Raw genomic sequence first — 17,024 nt, forward strand, 5'->3', positions numbered from 1 at the left:
AACTTAATTTGTGATTAACTTAAGTTGAACTATTTTTTATTCAGTTCTCTGAACAACTAGGGTCTTTATATTTTTTGATCTTATTTGAAAAGAAAACCGCTTTTGCATTGACAGCTCAAGCAATGAGCACTAAAATCGCGGACCTTCATAGAAAGATCATTTTTTGGAGTTTCAATATGAAACGTACATTCCAACCGTCTGAATTAAAGCGTAAGCGTGTTCATGGTTTCCGTGCTCGTATGGCTACTAAAGCTGGTCGTCAAGTATTAGCTCGCCGTCGTGCAAAAGGTCGTCATAGCTTAACTGTTTAATCAGTTACGCTAAGACGATTTTGGGTGTTATGACAAAACTTTATAGTTTTGGCACAGAGTTGCGATTACGCTGTGCTGCCGATTATAAAGGTGTCTTTGATGGTGCGCTTTTTAAAGTGCATCAACCCCATTTCTTATTTCTTGCAAAACATTCCGAACTGCCAAATAGCCGTTTGGGTTTAGTTGTTGCCAAGAAGAAAGTGCGACGTGCACACGAAAGAAATCGAGTAAAACGACTTGCTCGCGAAAGTTTTCGCCTGCATCAACAGCAATTAGATGACCTAGACATTGTAATCATGCCGAAAATGGGTGTTGAAGCAGTGCCTAATGCAGAATTGCACCAGCAATTACAATTTGCCTGGCAGAAACTTAACCGTCTCGCCAAAAAGCATTCAAAAATAGCCCCCTCCCCACAAAAGTAGAGTTGGCCAATGGTACGTTTACTGCATTGGTTGATCCGTTTCTATCAGATTGCGATTAGTCCTCTTCTTGGACCGCGCTGTCGTTATATTCCAACTTGTTCTCAATATTCCTTGGAAGCAGTCCAGATGCATGGCGCTGGGCGTGGAGTGTGGCTGGCTACTAAACGTATTTGCCGTTGTCATCCGTGGGGGGGCTCGGGATATGATCCTGTTCCCTCAAAAGCGATTCGTTTTATTTCATTTCAGCAAATAGATTCTCAAACGCTTCACGTTGCTGTACCCTTTCGTGATCGTTTATTGAACCAAAATCACTCTCACCACTTGGGGTAATACATATGCAACAATGGGCCAGGATTGCAATTCTCGGAGCCATGTTTGTTGTCGCATATTTGCTCATTTTGGCGTGGCAAAAAGATTATGGAAATGCTGAAACAAAACCGCAGCAGGAAACTGCTGTTGTTTCGCATGACGTATCTGCAGATTTGCCAAATGGTCAGACGGCTACAGTTGCCTCTGATCTGCCACAAGCAAATGTGCCAGCACAGCAAGCCACGGATGCCACAGCACCTGTAAGTCAGCAGCTTATTTCAGTACAAACTGACCTTTATCATCTTTGGATCAATCCGAAGGGTGGTGATATTGTTCGTATTGAATTACTCAATCATGACAAGAACAAAGACAGCGATGAACCTTTCGTCATGCTGGAAAGCGATGCGAAACGTACTTATGTCGCCCAGTCTGGCCTGATCGGTCTGAATGGACCGGACAGCAGCCGTAACGGCCGTCCAATGTATGAGCTGGAAAAAACTGCTTATACCCTGGCAGATGCGAAAACAGTCAAATCCAAAGATGGTGAAAACCTGAAAGTATTGTCTGTACCGCTAGTGTTTAAAACCGCTGACGGGATTGAGATCATTAAGACCTTCAATTTCACTGAAGGTGAATATCCGGTCGTGGTAAATCACAAAGTGGTTAACCGCAGTGGCCAGACCTGGCAAGGCCAGATGTTCGGTCAGATCAAACGCGATAACTCGGAAGATCCAGGCAAGTCCGATCAAGGGATCTTCACGCTGGGAACATTCCTCGGCGGTGCATGGGGTACCCCGGACGAGCAGTACAACAAGCTTAAATTCGACAACTTTGTTGAAGAAAAAGTCAGTACTGAAGCGACAGGTGGTTGGGTGGCAATGGTACAGCACTACTTTGTCAGTGCATGGGTTCCAGGTCAGCTGAAGTTGACTCAAGGCAATGGCGAAGCTTATAGCGCCAAGCTTGAATCACGTAAATCAACCGATAACATGAACATCATTGGTTTTACCTCACCGACCTTCAATGTGCCTGCAGGTACAGTGGCTGAAATTGATGCGACTTTCTATTCAGGTCCAAAAATCCAGTCAGAACTGAAAGATTTGGCTGCGGGTTTAAACCAGACCGTTGATTATGGCTGGTTATGGCCAATTGCGAAATTACTGTTTGTCGGTCTTGAGTTCTTCCATGGTCTGGTGGGTAACTGGGGCTGGGCAATTATTCTGTTGACCATCCTGGTGAAACTGATCCTGTGGCCATTGTCGTCGAAGAGCTATCGCTCTATGGCGAAAATGCGGGTGATTGCGCCAGAAATGCAACGCATGAAAGAAGAGTTCGGTGAAGATCGCATGCGCTTCTCTCAAGAAATGATGGCATTGTACAAACGTGAACAGGTCAATCCGCTTGCCGGCTGTTTACCACTGTTATTACAAATGCCGATTTTCCTGGCCTTGTACTGGGTATTGATGGAATCTGTGGAACTGCGTCATGCGCCATGGATGCTGTGGATTCAGGATTTGTCTTCAATGGATCCTTGGTTCATTCTGCCGTTGTTGATGGGCTTGACGATGTATATCCAACAGTCGTTAAATCCACAACCGACGGATCCAATGCAGGCAAAAGTCTTCAAGTTTATGCCGATTATCTTTACCGTATTCTTGTTGTTCTTCCCGGCAGGCTTGGTTCTGTACTGGATCGTCAACAACTTGATCACGATTCTGCAACAAACTTTGATTAACAAGTCTGTTGCCAAAGATCGCGCGAAACGTGATGAGGTTACTCCAGTCAACTAAGTTGTACGGATAGGCTGAATAAATCCGCTTAAGATGGTAATCTTAGGCGGATTTTTTTTGGCTGTACTTTTGAGTCTTTGCAGGTGAATTTTATGCTCAACCGAACCACAACTATTGCTGCGATTGCAACTCCACCAGGACGTGGCGGCGTTGGGGTGATTCGCCTGTCAGGCCCGAAATCCTATGAAATTGCCCAGCAACTGACACAAAAAGAGCTGCCTAAAGCCCGTTTTGCCGGTTTCCGCCAGTTCTACGATGCAGCAGGTGAAGTCATGGATGAAGGACTGGCGATTTGCTTCCCGAATCCAAACTCGTTTACCGGTGAAGATGTAGTGGAGCTACAAGGTCATGGCGGTCCGGTGATTCAGAACGCCCTGCTTGGCCGTTTGCTGGAACTGGGCGCCACTGCAGCCAAAGCGGGTGAATTCTCGATGCGTGCCTTTGAAAATGGCAAGCTGGATCTGGTGCAGGCTGAAGCAATTGCCGACCTGATTGATGCAACTTCGCAAGCGGCTGCACGTTCTGCGGTGCGTTCACTGCAAGGAGCTTTCTCGACCAAAGTCAATGCAGTCCTTGAGCAGCTGATTCATCTGCGTCTGCATGTGGAAGCCGCGATTGATTTTCCGGAAGAAGAAATCGACTTTCTGGCAGATGGCAAGATTTTAAATCTGCTGGATGGCGTATCCAGTGCAGTCACTCAAGTCCAGCAATCCGCACGTCAAGGACAGCTTCTACGTGAAGGCTTGCAAGTCGTAATTGCAGGTAAACCGAATGCCGGTAAATCCTCTCTACTGAATGCGCTGGCCGGAATTGAACGCGCGATTGTGACCGATATTGCTGGCACCACCCGTGATGTGCTGCATGAGAAAATTACCTTAAATGGCTTACCGATTACCCTGACCGATACGGCTGGTCTGCGTGAAACCGGTGATATCGTGGAAAAGGAAGGGATTCGCCGCGCGATTAAGGAAATTGAACAGGCCGATTTATTACTCTTGGTCTATGACTTAAGCCAGGGCGAAGATCCGCTGCAACTCGCCCAAGAATATTTTGCCGAACATATCGAGCCAAAACGTTTGATGCTAATTGGCAATAAATGCGACCTGACCGGTGCTGAAGCCGTGATTGGCGATTTAAATGGTTTCCGGCATATTGCAGTCTCTGCCAAGCAAGAAACTGGCGTTCAAGCGCTCATAGAGGCGATTACAGCGCATGCAGGCTTTCAGCCTGAGGAAGACACCTTTATCGCACGTACCCGTCATTTAGATGCAATGAAGCGCACTCAGCTCTATCTGGCTGAGGCGTGTGAACAACTGGTGGTGTATAACGCCGGTGAACTGGTAGCGGAGTCCTTACGTCTGGCGCAAAATGCATTGGGTGAGATCACTGGTGATTTCAGTGCAGATGACCTGCTGGGCAAGATCTTCGGTTCATTCTGTATTGGAAAGTAATTATTTAATAAAACATCAAAAAAGCCCTCAACTGAGTAATGCCAGTCAGTTAAGCAGACATTAGAAAAATGTAGTAAAAATGAGTGTATGCCAATACGCTCATTTTTTTTATGACTTTATCTGAAAATTTAGATTGCACCCTTCAACATTCTTTGCCTTCACTCAGCCATTTCAGTGAACTCATTGATTTAAACTGGATTAAAGAAAGCCTACATCAAACAGGTAAGGCTTCTATCAGGAGAAGAAAATTACCTGCCGAACATGTGGTATGGCTGGTAATTGGGCTTGCCCTATTTCGAGATCAACCGATCGGGTATGTCGTAGAGCAACTAAAACTTGTGTTTGGTACAACAGAATATTGTGTCCCCAGTGCAGCAGTGCAAGCACGACAACGTTTAGGACGAGAGCCCTTGAATACCTTGTTTTCTCTACTCAGCCAAGCCTGGTTTGAAGAATCCCAACAGCAATACTCAAACTTTCATGGCCTTAGTGTATGTGCTGTTGACGGGGTGGTTTGGTCTATGCCTTATACAGACGAGAATTTTGAACACTTTGGCTCATCTAAGGGTAAAACCGCTGCAGCCCCTTATCCACAAGTGAGAGCAACCTGCCTGGTAAATACCAGCACCCATGAAATCATTGATGCCCAAATAGGTAGCATGGATCAGGGTGAACTTACACTGGCAAATCGATTATGTCCTCCATCGCATAGTATTACCTTGTTTGATCGAGCCTATTTCTCTGCTGATTTCTTGATTGACTGGCAAACACGAGTAGAAGCCAGTCATTGGTTAATGAGAGCAAAAGATAATTTACGCTATGAGATCATTAAACGTAATTCCCCGCATGACTTTCAAATCAAAATGCCTCTTTCAGCTAGAGCCAGGAAGCTAAATCCATCATTAGGAGAATATTGGGAAGCGCGTTTGATTGAAGTTGAGCAGGCAGGGAAAATTAGACGTTATATCACTTCATTAATGGATTCAAAGGCATATCCACTGATAGGCTTGGCGAAGCTTTATGCCCAGCGCTGGGAAATAGAAATGTGTTACCGAGAAATCAAAAGTGATTTACAGGAAGGCAAGCATTTGAGGAGCAAGCAACCTGATTTAATTTATCAAGAATTATGGGGGGTCTTCATTGCCTATAATATTCTAAGAAGACAAATGAAACATATGGCTCAACGAGCAAAAGTCAGTCCTTTGAGAATCAGCTTTCATATTGCATCTATCGGTATCCTGAATATATTAAGATTTGACTCTTTAGACTCCGCAGGGAATTTACCCAAACATCTAGAAAGTTTACTGGAGAAATCTAAGAGGTATGTGTTGCCTGAGAGGAGGGTTAGAAGTTGCCCACGAGTTGTGAAAGGAAAACCACAGAAATACCCAAGAAAATGCCAGTCAATTTCTTAACTGACTGGCATTACTCAACTGAGGGCTTTTTTTAGGCTGGTCGATGAGATTTTTGATACGCCCACCACAGCGCAAAACACAATAGACTGATCGCGATACAAAAGCTGATCACAGCGAAATCCAGCCCCCAGTGATCGGCCAGATAACCCACAGCAATGATAGGGACAATAGTGCCCAGATAGGCAATAAACAGATAGGTCGACATGACGGCTGCACGGTTGTCTAAGCTGGTCATTTGATGAATCAGTGCAAAAGCACCCATCAGGGCAAACCCATGGCCAATTCCAAAGCAAATATCACTGATAAAAAATAGCAGGCTGATTTTCGAATACATGCATAGTGCTAAAATGATCAGGCTCAAGCACATCATCATCAGGCCGATATTCAGACATTTAGACGCTGCGACCGCTTTGGCCATAAACTGCACGATCACTGAGACGACTAAAATACTGGTAATGGCCAGCCCACTGACCAAAGGACCATGCCAAGGTAAAATATTGCGGACAAAGGATGGTGACAGGGACGCAAACAGGCTAAAGGCGGCAAAGGCACTAAAAGCTGTCACTGCAATAATCATAAATACCAGATGAAATTGCGATTCAGGTCGTTGCAGTTTAGGCGCCATGCTAAAGGGCTGTGCCTCAAACTTGGGTGCTTTAATCCAGAATAGGCCAATCAAACACAGCACGGCACCCAGAATAATTGGCAAATATGGCATTACCAAAGGCGCAGCGGAAAACTGCGCAATCACGCCACCGACCAAGGGTCCTAAACCAAAACCCATTGCAGTAATGATTGAAATCAGTTGTGGTGCAGTGTGTTTATGGCTTTCTGGGATGGTATGCATTAAACCCATCATGGCAGAAGTGGTCATCAGGCCCGAGGCAATCCCAATAATAAAACGGCCAATCGAGAGGATCAGTGCATTCTGAGCAAAAACGGAAATGATGAGACCTAGCGTGATCAGGGCCAGGCCAATTTGCAGGGTTCGTAAAAACCCGATGCTGTTACTGGTTCTGCCCAAAAACAACAAGGTCGAGAGGCAGCCAAACATATAGGCGACAAAAATGTAGCTGATCTGGCTGGGCAGCAAATGCCAGAGCTGTTGATAAATCGGATAAAGCGGACTGGCCAAAGCGGTGCCAATCGTTCCCATCATTAAAGCCAAGCTGACCATCAAGAACGGTCGCCAGCTGGTTGTTATTGTCATGAAAATGCCGTTATAGTGTTGATCCTTGGCCAATCCATGTCAGGGCGTAGCGAGGAAAATAGAAAGTGTCTGCAGTTTAGAATGGATACAGAAAATCGGTCAAGGTTGAATTAGTAAGATGTTTATCATTTAAAATATTTTAATTATATAAAACAATTATTTAATATGAATAATGATGTGGTTTTAGATATATTGGAGTTAAGTATAACTTTATATATTGTGTTCCACGTGAAACATGATGAGCTTATTTAACTGGGTATAAACAGTAACATAAATGTTTGAGAAATTTAAAAGCAGAGCGATTAGAATCGAAGCATATTCTTATCCAATTCATGTAGAACATTCATGTTAAAAAAAACACTGATCATTAGTTTAAGTACATTCATTTCAAGCTTTGCATTTGCCAATATTGATACGGTACAAGCTAATTTGGCAAAAAACAGTCCCAATTTAAAAATTGAAAATATTCAGACCACCGAGATGAAAGGTATCTATAGCGGTTCCATGCAGGGCCAAGTGGTTTATCTGAATGAAGATGCCAAGCATCTGATTGCTGGTCCGATGCTGCGGATTCAGGATCAACATAATCTGACCCGTGATTTAATGCTGAAACAAAATAGTATCGACTGGAAAAAATTACCGCTTCAGGATGCTGTAAAAAGTGTAAGAGGTACGGGTAAACGTCAGATTGCCATCTTTTCTGACCCAAATTGCCCGTATTGTAAAAAGCTTGAGTTAGAGCTGAAAAAACTGAATGATTTGACGATTTATACCTTTATTCTTCCTTTAAAACCCCAGTCGGTGGCTCCTTCAAAACAGGTGTATTGCGAGTCTAATCCAGCTCAGGCATGGGAAGATCTGATTGCTCAAGGGATTCAACCTAAATCGAAAAAAACTTGTGCCAATCCGATTGAACAGAATAAAAAACTGGCTCAGTCTATGGGCGTGAATGGGACACCTGCGATTATTTTTTCCAATGGTTTTAAAGTGATGGGTGCCTATCCGGCAGAGCAGATTGAGCAGATCTTTAAAGAATTCAATTTATAAAAAAATTAAATAAAGCTATCAGTCGCTCAATATAAAAAAGCACCTTTCCGGTGCTTTTTTATTCAGGTCGTCAAATCAACCTCAGAAACATCTGAATGGTTTAGACTGTACGGCGTTTGGTGACCATATTATAAATAAACAGAATAATCACAGCACCAATCACGGAAGCAATCAGACCTGCTGCGGAATCTGCCGAATACAGACCGAGCATACGGCCACCAAAAGTCGCCAATAAGGAGCCGGCAATACCCAGTAAGGTAGTCATAATAAAACCTGCCTTATCATTACCAGGATGAATGGCACGTGCAATCAGACCTGCTACAAAACCAATGACGATCGCCACAATAATTGTCCACATATGCATACTCCTTCTTATCATGTCTTTGTTTTCACATCTGTTTAATCATCTTGAAACAAAGTCAGGATCATAAAAAGTTGAATCCTGAAACGAGATGTTATTTTTTGTTCCCGGTTTTCTCTATATTTGAAGTATAAAAAAAGTGGCTTATGCCACTTTTTTTAACCTGATTTTAAAGACCGATTTCACCAATAAATGGCAGGTGACGGTACTTCTGGTCATAGTCTAAGCCATAACCCACGATAAATTTATCTTCAACCTCAAAGCCCATAAATTCGACCTTCAAATCGATTTCACGACGCGATGGTTTACTTACCAAAGTACACAGTTGAATCGAATTGGGTTCACGGGTTTGCAGGATTTCAAGTACCTTGCTTAAAGTGTTGCCTGAATCAATAATATCTTCAACGACTAACACATCTTTACCACGGATTTCACCGTCTAAATCTTTCAGGATTTTTACATCACGTGACGATACCGTGCCATCGCCATAACTGGACACAGTCATGAAATCCAATTCATGCGGTTTTGAAATCACACGACATAAATCAGCCATAAAAATCACTGAACCACGTAATAAACCGATGAGCACAAGTTCTTTGTCACTATTGGCATAGTGTGCATTGATTTGAGCACCAAGCTCTTTGACTTTAGCTTGAATTTCTTCAGCGGAAATCATTACGCTCATTTGGACGGTCATGGGTAGATACCTAAAAAGTAAAAATAGCAAAATAAAAAAGGTGTTGACCTGCAACACCTGAATACGTCGCAATTTTAATACATCCCTAGCAGAGATGCACCTGTTTTGCTGGCTGTAAATGTAATCATTTTTTAGCCGCGGCTGAATCGCGTTTCAGTAAAAAAACACAGCCCAGCGCCATTGCAGACAGGAGCAAGTATTGACGATGGCGGGGTTTTGTCGCTTTATTCACTGGCTGCTGCTTTGACATAGACGGCTACTCCATAGACATAGGTGGCTGCAATATTACGGTCATCGCCAAGCATGGTCAGTGCAAAAAATGCATCTTCAATATTTTTAGCTCTGCTCTGGCGTAACTGCTGTAAGGCAGTGGCATTGAGATTCAGCACCACAAAGTCGGCTTCTTTGCCAATATTAAAGTTCCCTAGGCGATCATCCAGACTCAAGGCTTTGGCACCGCCTAAAGTGGCATGATACAAGGCCTCAAAAGCGGAGAGTTTTTCGTCCTGCAACTGCTGCACCTTATAGGCTTCATTCAAGGTTTGCAGCTGATTAAATGATGTTCCTGCTCCAATGTCTGTGCCTAAGCCGACTTTGACCCCTTTGTCCCAAGTTTTTTTCAGGGGAAATAAGCCACTGCCAAGGAATAGATTTGAGGTCGGACAGAAAGCAATGGCGGAGTCGGTCTGATGCATACAATCCCACTCCTCATCTTCCAGATGCACGCAATGCGCGAAGACGGATTTACTGCCGGTTAAACCATAATGATGATAAACATCCAAATAACTTTCACGTTCAGGAAAGAGTTCTTTTACCCAAGCAATTTCATTTTTATTTTCACTTAAATGGGTATGTACATAGACATCCGGATATTCGGCTTTGAGCTGTCCGGCTTTTTGTAGTTGTTCAGGTGTTGAGGTTGGTGCAAAGCGTGGGGTAATCGCATACAGGTTCCGCCCCTGTCCGTGCCATTTTTCAATCAGCGCTTTAGAATCTGTATAAGCTGTTTCTGCTGTATCTGTTAGTGCTTCCGGAGCATGACGATCCATCAGGACTTTACCCGCGATCAGACGCATATTGCGCATGGTTGCCGCATTAAATAAAGCATCTACGGATTCAGGATGAACGGTACAAAAGACCAGTGCAGTGGTGGTGCCATTTTTAAGCAATTCCTGCACGAAAAATTCGGCAATTTTTTCGCTGTACGATGCATCTTGAAACTGGATTTCAGTGGGGAATGTATAGGTATTTAACCATTCCAGCAGCTGTTCACCATAAGCCCCGACCATTTCCGTTTGCGGGAAATGAATATGGGTGTCGATAAAACCGGGAACAATCAGTTGATCTGGATAGTGCTGTAATTCAGCGTTGGTAGGAAGTCGTGACTGCCCTTCTTGCCAAGGACCAAACCACTGGATTTTACCTTCGTGAATGATGACTATACCATCTTCTACATATCGCACTTGGTCGTGTATATCACGTGCTTGGGCAACTGTATTCTGAATGTCGAGGAAGCGACCACGGATCGCTGTCGTTGCAATTACAGAAGACATTTTAAACCTACGCTTTTAATTTTTTCGATTGATTGTAGCTGAAAAAATTGCCATGTTTGTATGAACATTCATATTTAAATAGCGATCCAGATTCTTCTATGACCCCATCCAATTATTATGATCAATTTCAACAGATCGTGTGTGCGCAGCCCACATTAATGCGCTTCTTGCATCAGTTAGCACAATTACACTCTGACGCTTATGTCGCAGCGGGTGTGTTACGTCATGTGATCTGGGCGCATTTACATGGATGGGAATATGAAATAAATCATACTGAGGTCGATGTGATTTTCTATGATGAAAATGAGCAGGCTCGCGTTATAGAACAGCAACTTGCAGATCGGTTAAAAGAGTATTTTCCAGATATCCGTTGGGATGTGACCAATCAAGCCTTTGTACATGAGTGGTATCGTACCGATCAAAATGAAAATATTGAGCCTTTAACTTCAATTGATCATGCGCTGTCATTATGGCCAGAAACTGTCACGGCCTTGGCACTGCGCCTAAAAGATGATGAATTGGAGTTGATTGCTCCTTTCGGTTTAGCAGATTTATTTGAGTTAAAGCTGCGTTGGAATCCGAATTTAGTCAGTTATGCCGTGTTTGAACAACGCATGCTGAGCAAACAGTTTTTGCAAAAATGGCCCAAATTATCCCTGATAGAACAATAAAAAAAGCCTGCTGATGCAGGCTTTTTTGATGATTACTTTTTACAGGGTGGTTTCGTTATGCCTCTTACTATGACGAATCGACAAGATCGCGGTCACAGTGAGGACAATCACAATAAAGCTCAAAGAAATCCAGATCGGCATATGGAACACATCCAGCATCAGCATTTTAAAGCCGATAAAGACCAGAATGATCCCGAGACCATAAGGCAGATAATGCATTTTTGAGGCTGCGCCCGAGAGCAGGAAGAACATCGCGCGTAGGCCTAAAATCGCCATCAGGTTTGCGGTAAGGACAATAAAGGGATCGGTGGTGACGGCAAAAATAGCTGGAATAGAATCGACGGCAAAGATCACATCAGAGGCTTCAACCAGGATCAGGACCAAGAACAACGGCGTTGCCCAGAGCAAACCATTCTGACGGACAAAGAATTTGTCGCCCTGAAGTTGCGGGGTAATACGCATATGTTTACGTAGCCATTTCAGAATCGCCATATCTTCAATATTGCTGTCTTCTTCATGCTGACCACGAAGGAATTTGAAGCCGGTATACACCAGGAACGCACCGAAGATATACAGAATCCAAGAGAATTCCTGTACAAACCAGGCGCCAATAAAAATAAAGATGGTTCTGAGTACAATCGCACCCAGTACGCCATATAACAGCAGCTTGCGTTGCAATGCGGGTGGAATGGCGAAGGCCGCGAAGATCATCAGCCAGACAAAGACGTTATCAATCGCTAGGGATTTTTCCAGCAGATAACCGGCAAAGTATTCCATAACCTTGGCATTAGCAATTGCCGTGCCTGCGGTCTGCTCCAGATACAGCCATAAGCCGCCACCAAATAAAGTCGCGACACTGACCCAGGCAATACTCCAGTAGGCAGCAGTTCGGACTTTAACTTCCTGACCATGCTGATGCTTAAAGCCGACAAAATCGATTACCAGCATGACTGCGACAATCGCGAAAAAGACGAGATACAGCCAGAGTGTACCAATGGTTTCCATGTGAATTCTCCACATCGGACAACTAGCCATAAAAAAACCTTGACCAGTTGCCAGATGAAAAACATCTATAACAACATGATCAAGGTCTTGCCTACATCTTACTGTTCCACTTTTTTATATAAAGTGTGACTTCAAGATGCTCAGATACCGACTTTTTGCAAAGTGTAATGACGATATTCTGACACGTTTAAAAATTGAAATTTCATTCTTAAACGCTTGGAGGAGGCTACTCCCCTTGTTCAAACTAAATTTTATTTGAGCGGTAGCTCAATGTGCAGCAAGCATGACAGATTTTTGCTAAGACTACAATTTCATTTACAAAAATCATGCTTCAAGGCGCTTTCTTACCTAAGAAATCCGGACGCTGAATCAGGTATAAGCTGATCAGAAAACCCAAGCTGGCCAAGATTGCTCCTACCCAGCCAATACTATGTAATCCGATATGTGCCGTTACCAGACCGCCGAGTAAGGCACCGCCACCAATCCCGACATTGTACAGACCTGAAAAAATTGCCATGGCGACATCGGTTGCATCAGAAGCCAGATTTAAGGTCTTGGCTTGTAGAGCCAGACTAAACCCAATAATGCTGATGCCCCAGATTAACGCCAAGCTATTAAGCTGAAATACACCCTGAGACAGTGGCAGCAATAACAGCAGCGAGATCCCTAGCCCGAGTGTAAATAGCGGAATGGTGAGTCGGGGAAAATGCGGTGCAAAGCGGCCAAATACATAAGACCCGATCAGGCCCGCACCGCCATAAATCAGCAATAAGCTGGTGGTCTGTGCAGAGCTGAATTGCGCAATATTCAGCGCAAAGGGTTCAATATAACTATAGGCGGTAAATTGCGCACTAATCACAAGCACGGTAAGCGCAAAGACCAGCATCAGGCTGGGACGTTTTAGCAAGCTTTTTAAACTGCTGAGTGAACCTGAATTAACACTTGGCAATAAAGGCAAGGTTTTGGCCAGCAGTACGCAGACCACGCTTGCCACAACTGCGATCAAGGCAAAACTATTGCGCCAGCCATAGGCCTCCCCGATCATCCGGCCAAAGGGAATTCCCAAGACCATCGCCATGGCGGTACCGGTAGCCAATAAGCCCAATGCCTGAAATTTTTTGCCCTTTGGCGCAACCCGCACAGCAAGTGACGCCGTAATTGACCAGAACAGCGCATGCGCCACGGCAATACCAATCCGGCTCAGCACCAGAATGCTAAAGCTCCAGGCAAAATAGGACAGCACATGACTGAAAATAAACACCGCAAATAAAACCATCAGCAGAAAGCGCCGTTCAATATTTTTGGTCAGTAACATCATTGGCAAAGACAGCAGCGCCACGACCCAGGCATAAATTGTCAGCATCCATCCGACCTGGGTCGGTGACATGGCAAAACTGGTACCAATATCACTTAATAGCGCCACCGGGATAAATTCGGTGGTATTGAAAATAAAGGCAGCAGAGGCTAAAGCAATCACACAAACCCATTGACGCGTCACCGAAGAGGTGGAAGAAGAGCTGGACATAAACATCTGATAAAAGGAACCGGCCGGCAGTTTAAACCTGTTCAGCAAAATGCGGTATTGGTCAGAAGGACAGATTCACAATCCTTTAAAAGAAATCTAACAATAGAGCAGGGAAAAATATGTCAGTCTGGCTTAAAAACAAGGAGAGGATCGGTATGTTGATCGAGCATCAGCAACAGGACACTGGAGGTTTATGGTTTGTAGAGCCAAATGAAAAACGTCTGGCAGAAATGAGTTATTCCAGAGTAAATGAAGATCAATTAGTGATTGAACACACCTGGGTCGATGACAGCCTACGCGGACAGCACGTCGGGTATTATCTGGTCGAGGCCGCTGTGAATTTTGCCCGTGAACACGGCATCAGGATTATTCCAAAATGTCCTTTTGCCAAATCCGTGTTCGAGCGAGAGCCTCGCTTTAATGATGTTTTATAATTTTAAAATGACAACAAAGGTTTAGATTCGTATGGAAATTAAATATCAAGATTCAAAACGTGGTGGTGTATTTTTTATGGAAGATCAAGGACGTCGCCTGGCGGAGATCACTTATCAATGGCGGGGCGATGCCGTCATCATTGCCGATCATACCTGGGTCGATGATTCCCTGCGTGGCCACGGTATTGCCCGGAAAATGCTGGATGTACTGGTCGATTTTGCCCGTGAAAAAAGTTTAACCATTATCCCACAATGTTCCTATGTGGATGTCATGTTTAAACGTGACCGAAGTCTGGCAGATGTCGCAGCAACTGCTATTTAACTACCCAAGGGGATTTCCCGAAAGATAAATGCAGTTTTTCTTTCAAGGCAGGAATCAATATAACCTGTAACAGGGTATATAAACCGAAACCTGCCATCACGCCGGTCATGGCCCAGAAAATTTCTTCAAACTGTTGCAGCATCACTAAAATTGCCATGATCAGCAGGTAACTGGCATGAAAATAAATACGATGCCCAACAAATTTCAAGATCGTCCAGCTAATAAAAATTGAACTGATCAGCAAATTGGTTTGAGCACTGAATTGCCAGTTATTTAAAGTGATCATCAGGACAAAACACACACATAACAAGGCGAGGGTTAAAATCAGATCTTTTAACATCAGGTGATCCTCATGCTTACGGTAGGTGTATGAAAATATTCGTTTAATAATTTAGGGACTATTGTTAAAAGTTTAATCCAGAAATGCAAACTGAAAACCGTGTAAGCAAAAACGGATGTTTGCTCAAAAAATAGTCGACTTAATTTAAAATTATTGATTAAATTGTATTTTTAATTCTTCCCTCTAGGGAGATGGCATGATGCTACAGCTTTGCTATGCTAGTGAACGCATAGAATCTGAACAAGAGTTGTTACAAGATTTGAGCGATATTTTAGCCACTGCCCGGAAGTTCAATCTTCAGCATCAGATTCATGGGGTGTTGTATTATTCCCATGGCAAATTTTTCCAGTGCCTTGAAGGTCAGGCTGAAGTAGTGGAAAGTTTATTTCAGAGCATTTGTCGGGATCCCCGCCATCACAATATCTTGCGTTTTGCAGATGCGATGGTAGAGCATTCCCATTTCTCGGAATGGTCAATGAAATATGTGCATAAACACAGTGAAATTTCTTCTTTATTTTCACGTTTAGGTTTGAAGCAATTTGATCCGCATGCCTTACAGCAGTCAGGAATTGCCGAATTCCTCAAAGTACTGTATCGCCTGGAAGAAAATCAGGCCAGTTTGGCATCGCCAAAAGGTTATAAGCAGCGTGGTTATGTCCCCTATTTTTGATCTGATGGATCAAAGCTGAAAATAAAAAGTCCGCATGGCGGACTTTTTTGTCTGATGTGGATTAGGTCATGTCAATCATGACTTTTAAGGCCTTTTCATCAGAGGCATGTTTAAAGACATCATAGGCTTTTTCAAAATCGGAAAATTTAAAATGATGGGTCGCCAGTTTTTCTAGGGGCAATTTGCCGGAACAGCAGGTTTTCAGCAACATCCCTGTGGTATTGGCATTCACCAGGCCGGTGGTGATGGTCAGGTTTTTAATCCAGAGTTTGTTCAGTTCAAAACTCACCGGTTTACCATGTACGCCGACGTTGGCAATATGCCCGCCCTCCTTCACGACATGCTGGCAAATATTCCAGGTAGGCTCCACCCCCACTGCTTCAATGGCACAGTCGACCCCGCGTCCATCGGTAATCTCTAGAATCTTTTGAATGGCATCTTCTTTGGCAGAGTTGATGATATGCGTCGCGCCGACAGTCTTGGCAAATTCCAGCCGATTATCATCCATATCCACCATAATAATATTGGCGGGTGAATAAAACTGTGCGGTGAGCAGACAACTCATGCCGATTGGCCCTGCCCCGACAATCGCGACATTGTCGCCTGGTTTGACATCGCCATATTGCACCCCAATTTCATGTGAAGTTGGCAGGATATCTGAGAGGAATACGGCCACATCTTGATTCAGGCCATCGGGTAAATGATAGAGTGAGGTATCGGCAAAGGGCGTGCGTACATATTCGGCATGGGTGCCATCAATCATATAACCCATGATCCAGCCGCCTTCATTGCGACAATGGGCATAGAGCTGTTTCTGGCAGTTTTCACAGGTTCCGCAGCGGCTGACACAGGAAATAATCACCCGGTCGCCCTTTTTAAAGTTTTGCACGGCGGAACCAACTTCTTCCACAATGCCAATACCTTCGTGACCTAAAATACGTCCCTTAAAGCTGCCCTCTTTACGCGTAGCCTCCTGCTCAATTTCCGGGTTTTTACCTTTCCAGATACCCAAGTCGGTACCGCAGATGGTAACTTTTTCCAGTTTAATGATGGCATCGCTGGGATGCAAAATGGTGGGAACTGGGCGGTCTTCAAAGCGGATATCATTTGCGCCGTAATAGACCATCGCTTTCATCGTTGTCATGACACATCTCCTAATGGAATGAGGAATGAGAATGACCTGACTCAGCGAGAATAATGAACGCCTCGATTGCTTTTATATAGTGACAGCGATGGGCTGATTTATGATCTGGCTTTCAGGCCTATAGATACCTGTGTTCTTCTCGATTGTGCCTTGAGTGATATGGCGCTGCAATGAGTCTTGTGTACAGATTGCAACAAAAGATCATCAGGGAGGGTTCAGAGATAAATCTGCTCTTTGGGTCAATGTTTAAATCATAGGATTGCAGGATCAGAACAACGGTTCACTTTTTCTCAATCAACGTTTTAATATGCTAAAAAAAGCCCGCTAGGCGGGCTTCTTCACTTCAC

The 17,024-nt window shown here is 44.0% G+C and carries 19 protein-coding genes; 11 read left to right on the forward strand and 8 right to left on the reverse strand.

Translation table 11 applies throughout. From position 1 onward, the window contains the following. Positions 1-176 precede the first annotated feature (176 nt). The 6 genes from rpmH to HGD77_RS00395 all read left to right on the forward strand — a co-directional run bounded on the left by rpmH (position 177) and on the right by HGD77_RS00395 (position 5,698). Complete coding sequence (gene rpmH, locus HGD77_RS00370) at positions 177-311, forward strand: 50S ribosomal protein L34 (protein WP_000831329.1); 135 nt, start codon at positions 177-179, stop codon at positions 309-311. Between the two features lie 29 nt (positions 312-340). Next, a complete protein-coding gene (gene rnpA / locus HGD77_RS00375) occupies positions 341-733 on the forward strand; it encodes a ribonuclease P protein component (protein ID WP_004281932.1) in 393 nt (130 codons plus the stop codon). A 9-nt stretch (positions 734-742) separates the two neighbouring features. After that, positions 743-1,063, forward strand: coding sequence for a membrane protein insertion efficiency factor YidD (yidD, locus tag HGD77_RS00380; RefSeq protein WP_004281931.1), 321 nt, complete (start codon positions 743-745; stop codon positions 1,061-1,063). A gap of 5 nt (positions 1,064-1,068) precedes the next feature. After that, positions 1,069-2,832 carry a membrane protein insertase YidC gene (gene yidC / locus HGD77_RS00385; RefSeq protein WP_004281930.1) on the forward strand — a complete coding sequence of 588 codons (1,764 nt, stop codon included), beginning with the start codon at positions 1,069-1,071 and terminating at the stop codon, positions 2,830-2,832. Positions 2,833-2,924: 92 nt separating this feature from the next. Next, positions 2,925-4,283, forward strand: a complete 1,359-nt coding sequence (gene mnmE / locus HGD77_RS00390) for a tRNA uridine-5-carboxymethylaminomethyl(34) synthesis GTPase MnmE (protein WP_004281929.1) — start codon at positions 2,925-2,927, stop codon at positions 4,281-4,283. Positions 4,284-4,393: 110 nt separating this feature from the next. Next, positions 4,394-5,698: an IS4 family transposase gene (locus HGD77_RS00395; RefSeq protein ID WP_004729329.1), complete on the forward strand. Its 1,305-nt coding sequence runs from the start codon at positions 4,394-4,396 to the stop codon at positions 5,696-5,698. Between the two features lie 31 nt (positions 5,699-5,729). Here HGD77_RS00395 and HGD77_RS00400 read toward each other — a convergent pair whose 3' ends face one another. Then, entirely contained in the window at positions 5,730-6,875 is a 1,146-nt protein-coding gene (locus HGD77_RS00400) for an MFS transporter (RefSeq protein WP_005094855.1), read from the reverse strand. A gap of 378 nt (positions 6,876-7,253) precedes the next feature. On the opposite strand from HGD77_RS00400, the gene HGD77_RS00405 reads away from it, so the two are divergent. Further along, complete coding sequence (locus HGD77_RS00405) at positions 7,254-7,955, forward strand: DsbC family protein (RefSeq protein WP_004281927.1); 702 nt, start codon at positions 7,254-7,256, stop codon at positions 7,953-7,955. A gap of 100 nt (positions 7,956-8,055) precedes the next feature. Here HGD77_RS00405 and HGD77_RS00410 read toward each other — a convergent pair whose 3' ends face one another. From HGD77_RS00410 to guaD, 3 genes are all read right to left on the reverse strand, one after another. Then, a complete protein-coding gene (locus HGD77_RS00410) occupies positions 8,056-8,313 on the reverse strand; it encodes a GlsB/YeaQ/YmgE family stress response membrane protein (RefSeq protein WP_004281926.1) in 258 nt (85 codons plus the stop codon). 172 nt (positions 8,314-8,485) lie between these two features. Next, entirely contained in the window at positions 8,486-9,013 is a 528-nt protein-coding gene (gene hpt / locus HGD77_RS00415) for a hypoxanthine phosphoribosyltransferase (protein ID WP_004281925.1), read from the reverse strand. A gap of 224 nt (positions 9,014-9,237) precedes the next feature. Further along, positions 9,238-10,566, reverse strand: coding sequence for a guanine deaminase (guaD, locus tag HGD77_RS00420; RefSeq protein ID WP_005094862.1), 1,329 nt, complete (start codon positions 10,564-10,566; stop codon positions 9,238-9,240). 98 nt (positions 10,567-10,664) lie between these two features. On the opposite strand from guaD, the gene HGD77_RS00425 reads away from it, so the two are divergent. After that, a complete protein-coding gene (locus tag HGD77_RS00425) occupies positions 10,665-11,237 on the forward strand; it encodes a nucleotidyltransferase family protein (RefSeq protein ID WP_168730577.1) in 573 nt (190 codons plus the stop codon). A gap of 39 nt (positions 11,238-11,276) precedes the next feature. On the opposite strand, the gene HGD77_RS00430 is transcribed toward HGD77_RS00425, so the two are convergent. Both HGD77_RS00430 and HGD77_RS00435 read right to left on the reverse strand, forming a co-directional pair. Continuing rightward, positions 11,277-12,242, reverse strand: a complete 966-nt coding sequence (locus HGD77_RS00430) for a TerC family protein (protein WP_005094866.1) — start codon at positions 12,240-12,242, stop codon at positions 11,277-11,279. A gap of 331 nt (positions 12,243-12,573) precedes the next feature. Next, on the reverse strand, positions 12,574-13,767 hold the full coding sequence (locus tag HGD77_RS00435; protein WP_004281920.1) for a sugar transporter: 1,194 nt from the start codon (positions 13,765-13,767) through the stop codon (positions 12,574-12,576). 155 nt (positions 13,768-13,922) lie between these two features. Between HGD77_RS00435 and HGD77_RS00440 the strand changes: the two genes are divergently transcribed. Continuing rightward, the gene (locus HGD77_RS00440; RefSeq protein ID WP_005094867.1) at positions 13,923-14,201 is read left to right on the forward strand and encodes a GNAT family N-acetyltransferase; all 279 of its coding nucleotides are present in this window, start codon (positions 13,923-13,925) and stop codon (positions 14,199-14,201) included. 31 nt (positions 14,202-14,232) lie between these two features. After that, positions 14,233-14,523 carry a GNAT family N-acetyltransferase gene (locus tag HGD77_RS00445; protein ID WP_005108225.1) on the forward strand — a complete coding sequence of 97 codons (291 nt, stop codon included), beginning with the start codon at positions 14,233-14,235 and terminating at the stop codon, positions 14,521-14,523. Here HGD77_RS00445 and HGD77_RS00450 read toward each other — a convergent pair. Then, positions 14,516-14,863 carry a hypothetical protein gene (locus HGD77_RS00450; RefSeq protein WP_168730578.1) on the reverse strand — a complete coding sequence of 116 codons (348 nt, stop codon included), beginning with the start codon at positions 14,861-14,863 and terminating at the stop codon, positions 14,516-14,518. The genes HGD77_RS00445 and HGD77_RS00450 overlap by 8 nt on opposite strands. Before the next feature lie 196 nt (positions 14,864-15,059). Between HGD77_RS00450 and HGD77_RS00455 the strand changes: the two genes are divergently transcribed. Next, positions 15,060-15,533: a BLUF domain-containing protein gene (locus HGD77_RS00455; RefSeq protein WP_004281912.1), complete on the forward strand. Its 474-nt coding sequence runs from the start codon at positions 15,060-15,062 to the stop codon at positions 15,531-15,533. 61 nt (positions 15,534-15,594) lie between these two features. Here HGD77_RS00455 and HGD77_RS00460 read toward each other — a convergent pair whose 3' ends face one another. Further along, on the reverse strand, positions 15,595-16,677 hold the full coding sequence (locus tag HGD77_RS00460; protein WP_004281911.1) for a zinc-dependent alcohol dehydrogenase family protein: 1,083 nt from the start codon (positions 16,675-16,677) through the stop codon (positions 15,595-15,597). Positions 16,678-17,024: the final 347 nt, after the last annotated feature.

It is taken from the genome of Acinetobacter sp. NEB149 (assembly GCF_012516415.1).
In the GTDB taxonomy this organism is placed as follows: domain Bacteria; phylum Pseudomonadota; class Gammaproteobacteria; order Pseudomonadales; family Moraxellaceae; genus Acinetobacter; species Acinetobacter lwoffii_V.

Coding starts and splice junctions, on each gene's coding strand:
- hpt (WP_004281925.1), bottom strand. CDS start 9,013: ATGACCGTCCAAATGAGCGTAATGATTTCCGCTGAAGAAATTCAAGCT.
- HGD77_RS00445 (WP_005108225.1), top strand. CDS start 14,233: ATGGAAATTAAATATCAAGATTCAAAACGTGGTGGTGTATTTTTTATG.
- guaD (WP_005094862.1), bottom strand. CDS start 10,566: ATGTCTTCTGTAATTGCAACGACAGCGATCCGTGGTCGCTTCCTCGAC.
- yidC (WP_004281930.1), top strand. CDS start 1,069: ATGCAACAATGGGCCAGGATTGCAATTCTCGGAGCCATGTTTGTTGTC.
- HGD77_RS00435 (WP_004281920.1), bottom strand. CDS start 13,767: ATGTCCAGCTCTTCTTCCACCTCTTCGGTGACGCGTCAATGGGTTTGT.
- HGD77_RS00460 (WP_004281911.1), bottom strand. CDS start 16,677: ATGACAACGATGAAAGCGATGGTCTATTACGGCGCAAATGATATCCGC.
- HGD77_RS00455 (WP_004281912.1), top strand. CDS start 15,060: ATGATGCTACAGCTTTGCTATGCTAGTGAACGCATAGAATCTGAACAA.
- mnmE (WP_004281929.1), top strand. CDS start 2,925: ATGCTCAACCGAACCACAACTATTGCTGCGATTGCAACTCCACCAGGA.
- HGD77_RS00400 (WP_005094855.1), bottom strand. CDS start 6,875: ATGGTCAGCTTGGCTTTAATGATGGGAACGATTGGCACCGCTTTGGCC.
- HGD77_RS00410 (WP_004281926.1), bottom strand. CDS start 8,313: ATGTGGACAATTATTGTGGCGATCGTCATTGGTTTTGTAGCAGGTCTG.
- HGD77_RS00440 (WP_005094867.1), top strand. CDS start 13,923: ATGTTGATCGAGCATCAGCAACAGGACACTGGAGGTTTATGGTTTGTA.
- rpmH (WP_000831329.1), top strand. CDS start 177: ATGAAACGTACATTCCAACCGTCTGAATTAAAGCGTAAGCGTGTTCAT.
- HGD77_RS00450 (WP_168730578.1), bottom strand. CDS start 14,863: ATGTTAAAAGATCTGATTTTAACCCTCGCCTTGTTATGTGTGTGTTTT.
- HGD77_RS00405 (WP_004281927.1), top strand. CDS start 7,254: ATGTTAAAAAAAACACTGATCATTAGTTTAAGTACATTCATTTCAAGC.
- rnpA (WP_004281932.1), top strand. CDS start 341: ATGACAAAACTTTATAGTTTTGGCACAGAGTTGCGATTACGCTGTGCT.
- HGD77_RS00430 (WP_005094866.1), bottom strand. CDS start 12,242: ATGGAAACCATTGGTACACTCTGGCTGTATCTCGTCTTTTTCGCGATT.
- HGD77_RS00425 (WP_168730577.1), top strand. CDS start 10,665: ATGACCCCATCCAATTATTATGATCAATTTCAACAGATCGTGTGTGCG.
- HGD77_RS00395 (WP_004729329.1), top strand. CDS start 4,394: ATGACTTTATCTGAAAATTTAGATTGCACCCTTCAACATTCTTTGCCT.
- yidD (WP_004281931.1), top strand. CDS start 743: ATGGTACGTTTACTGCATTGGTTGATCCGTTTCTATCAGATTGCGATT.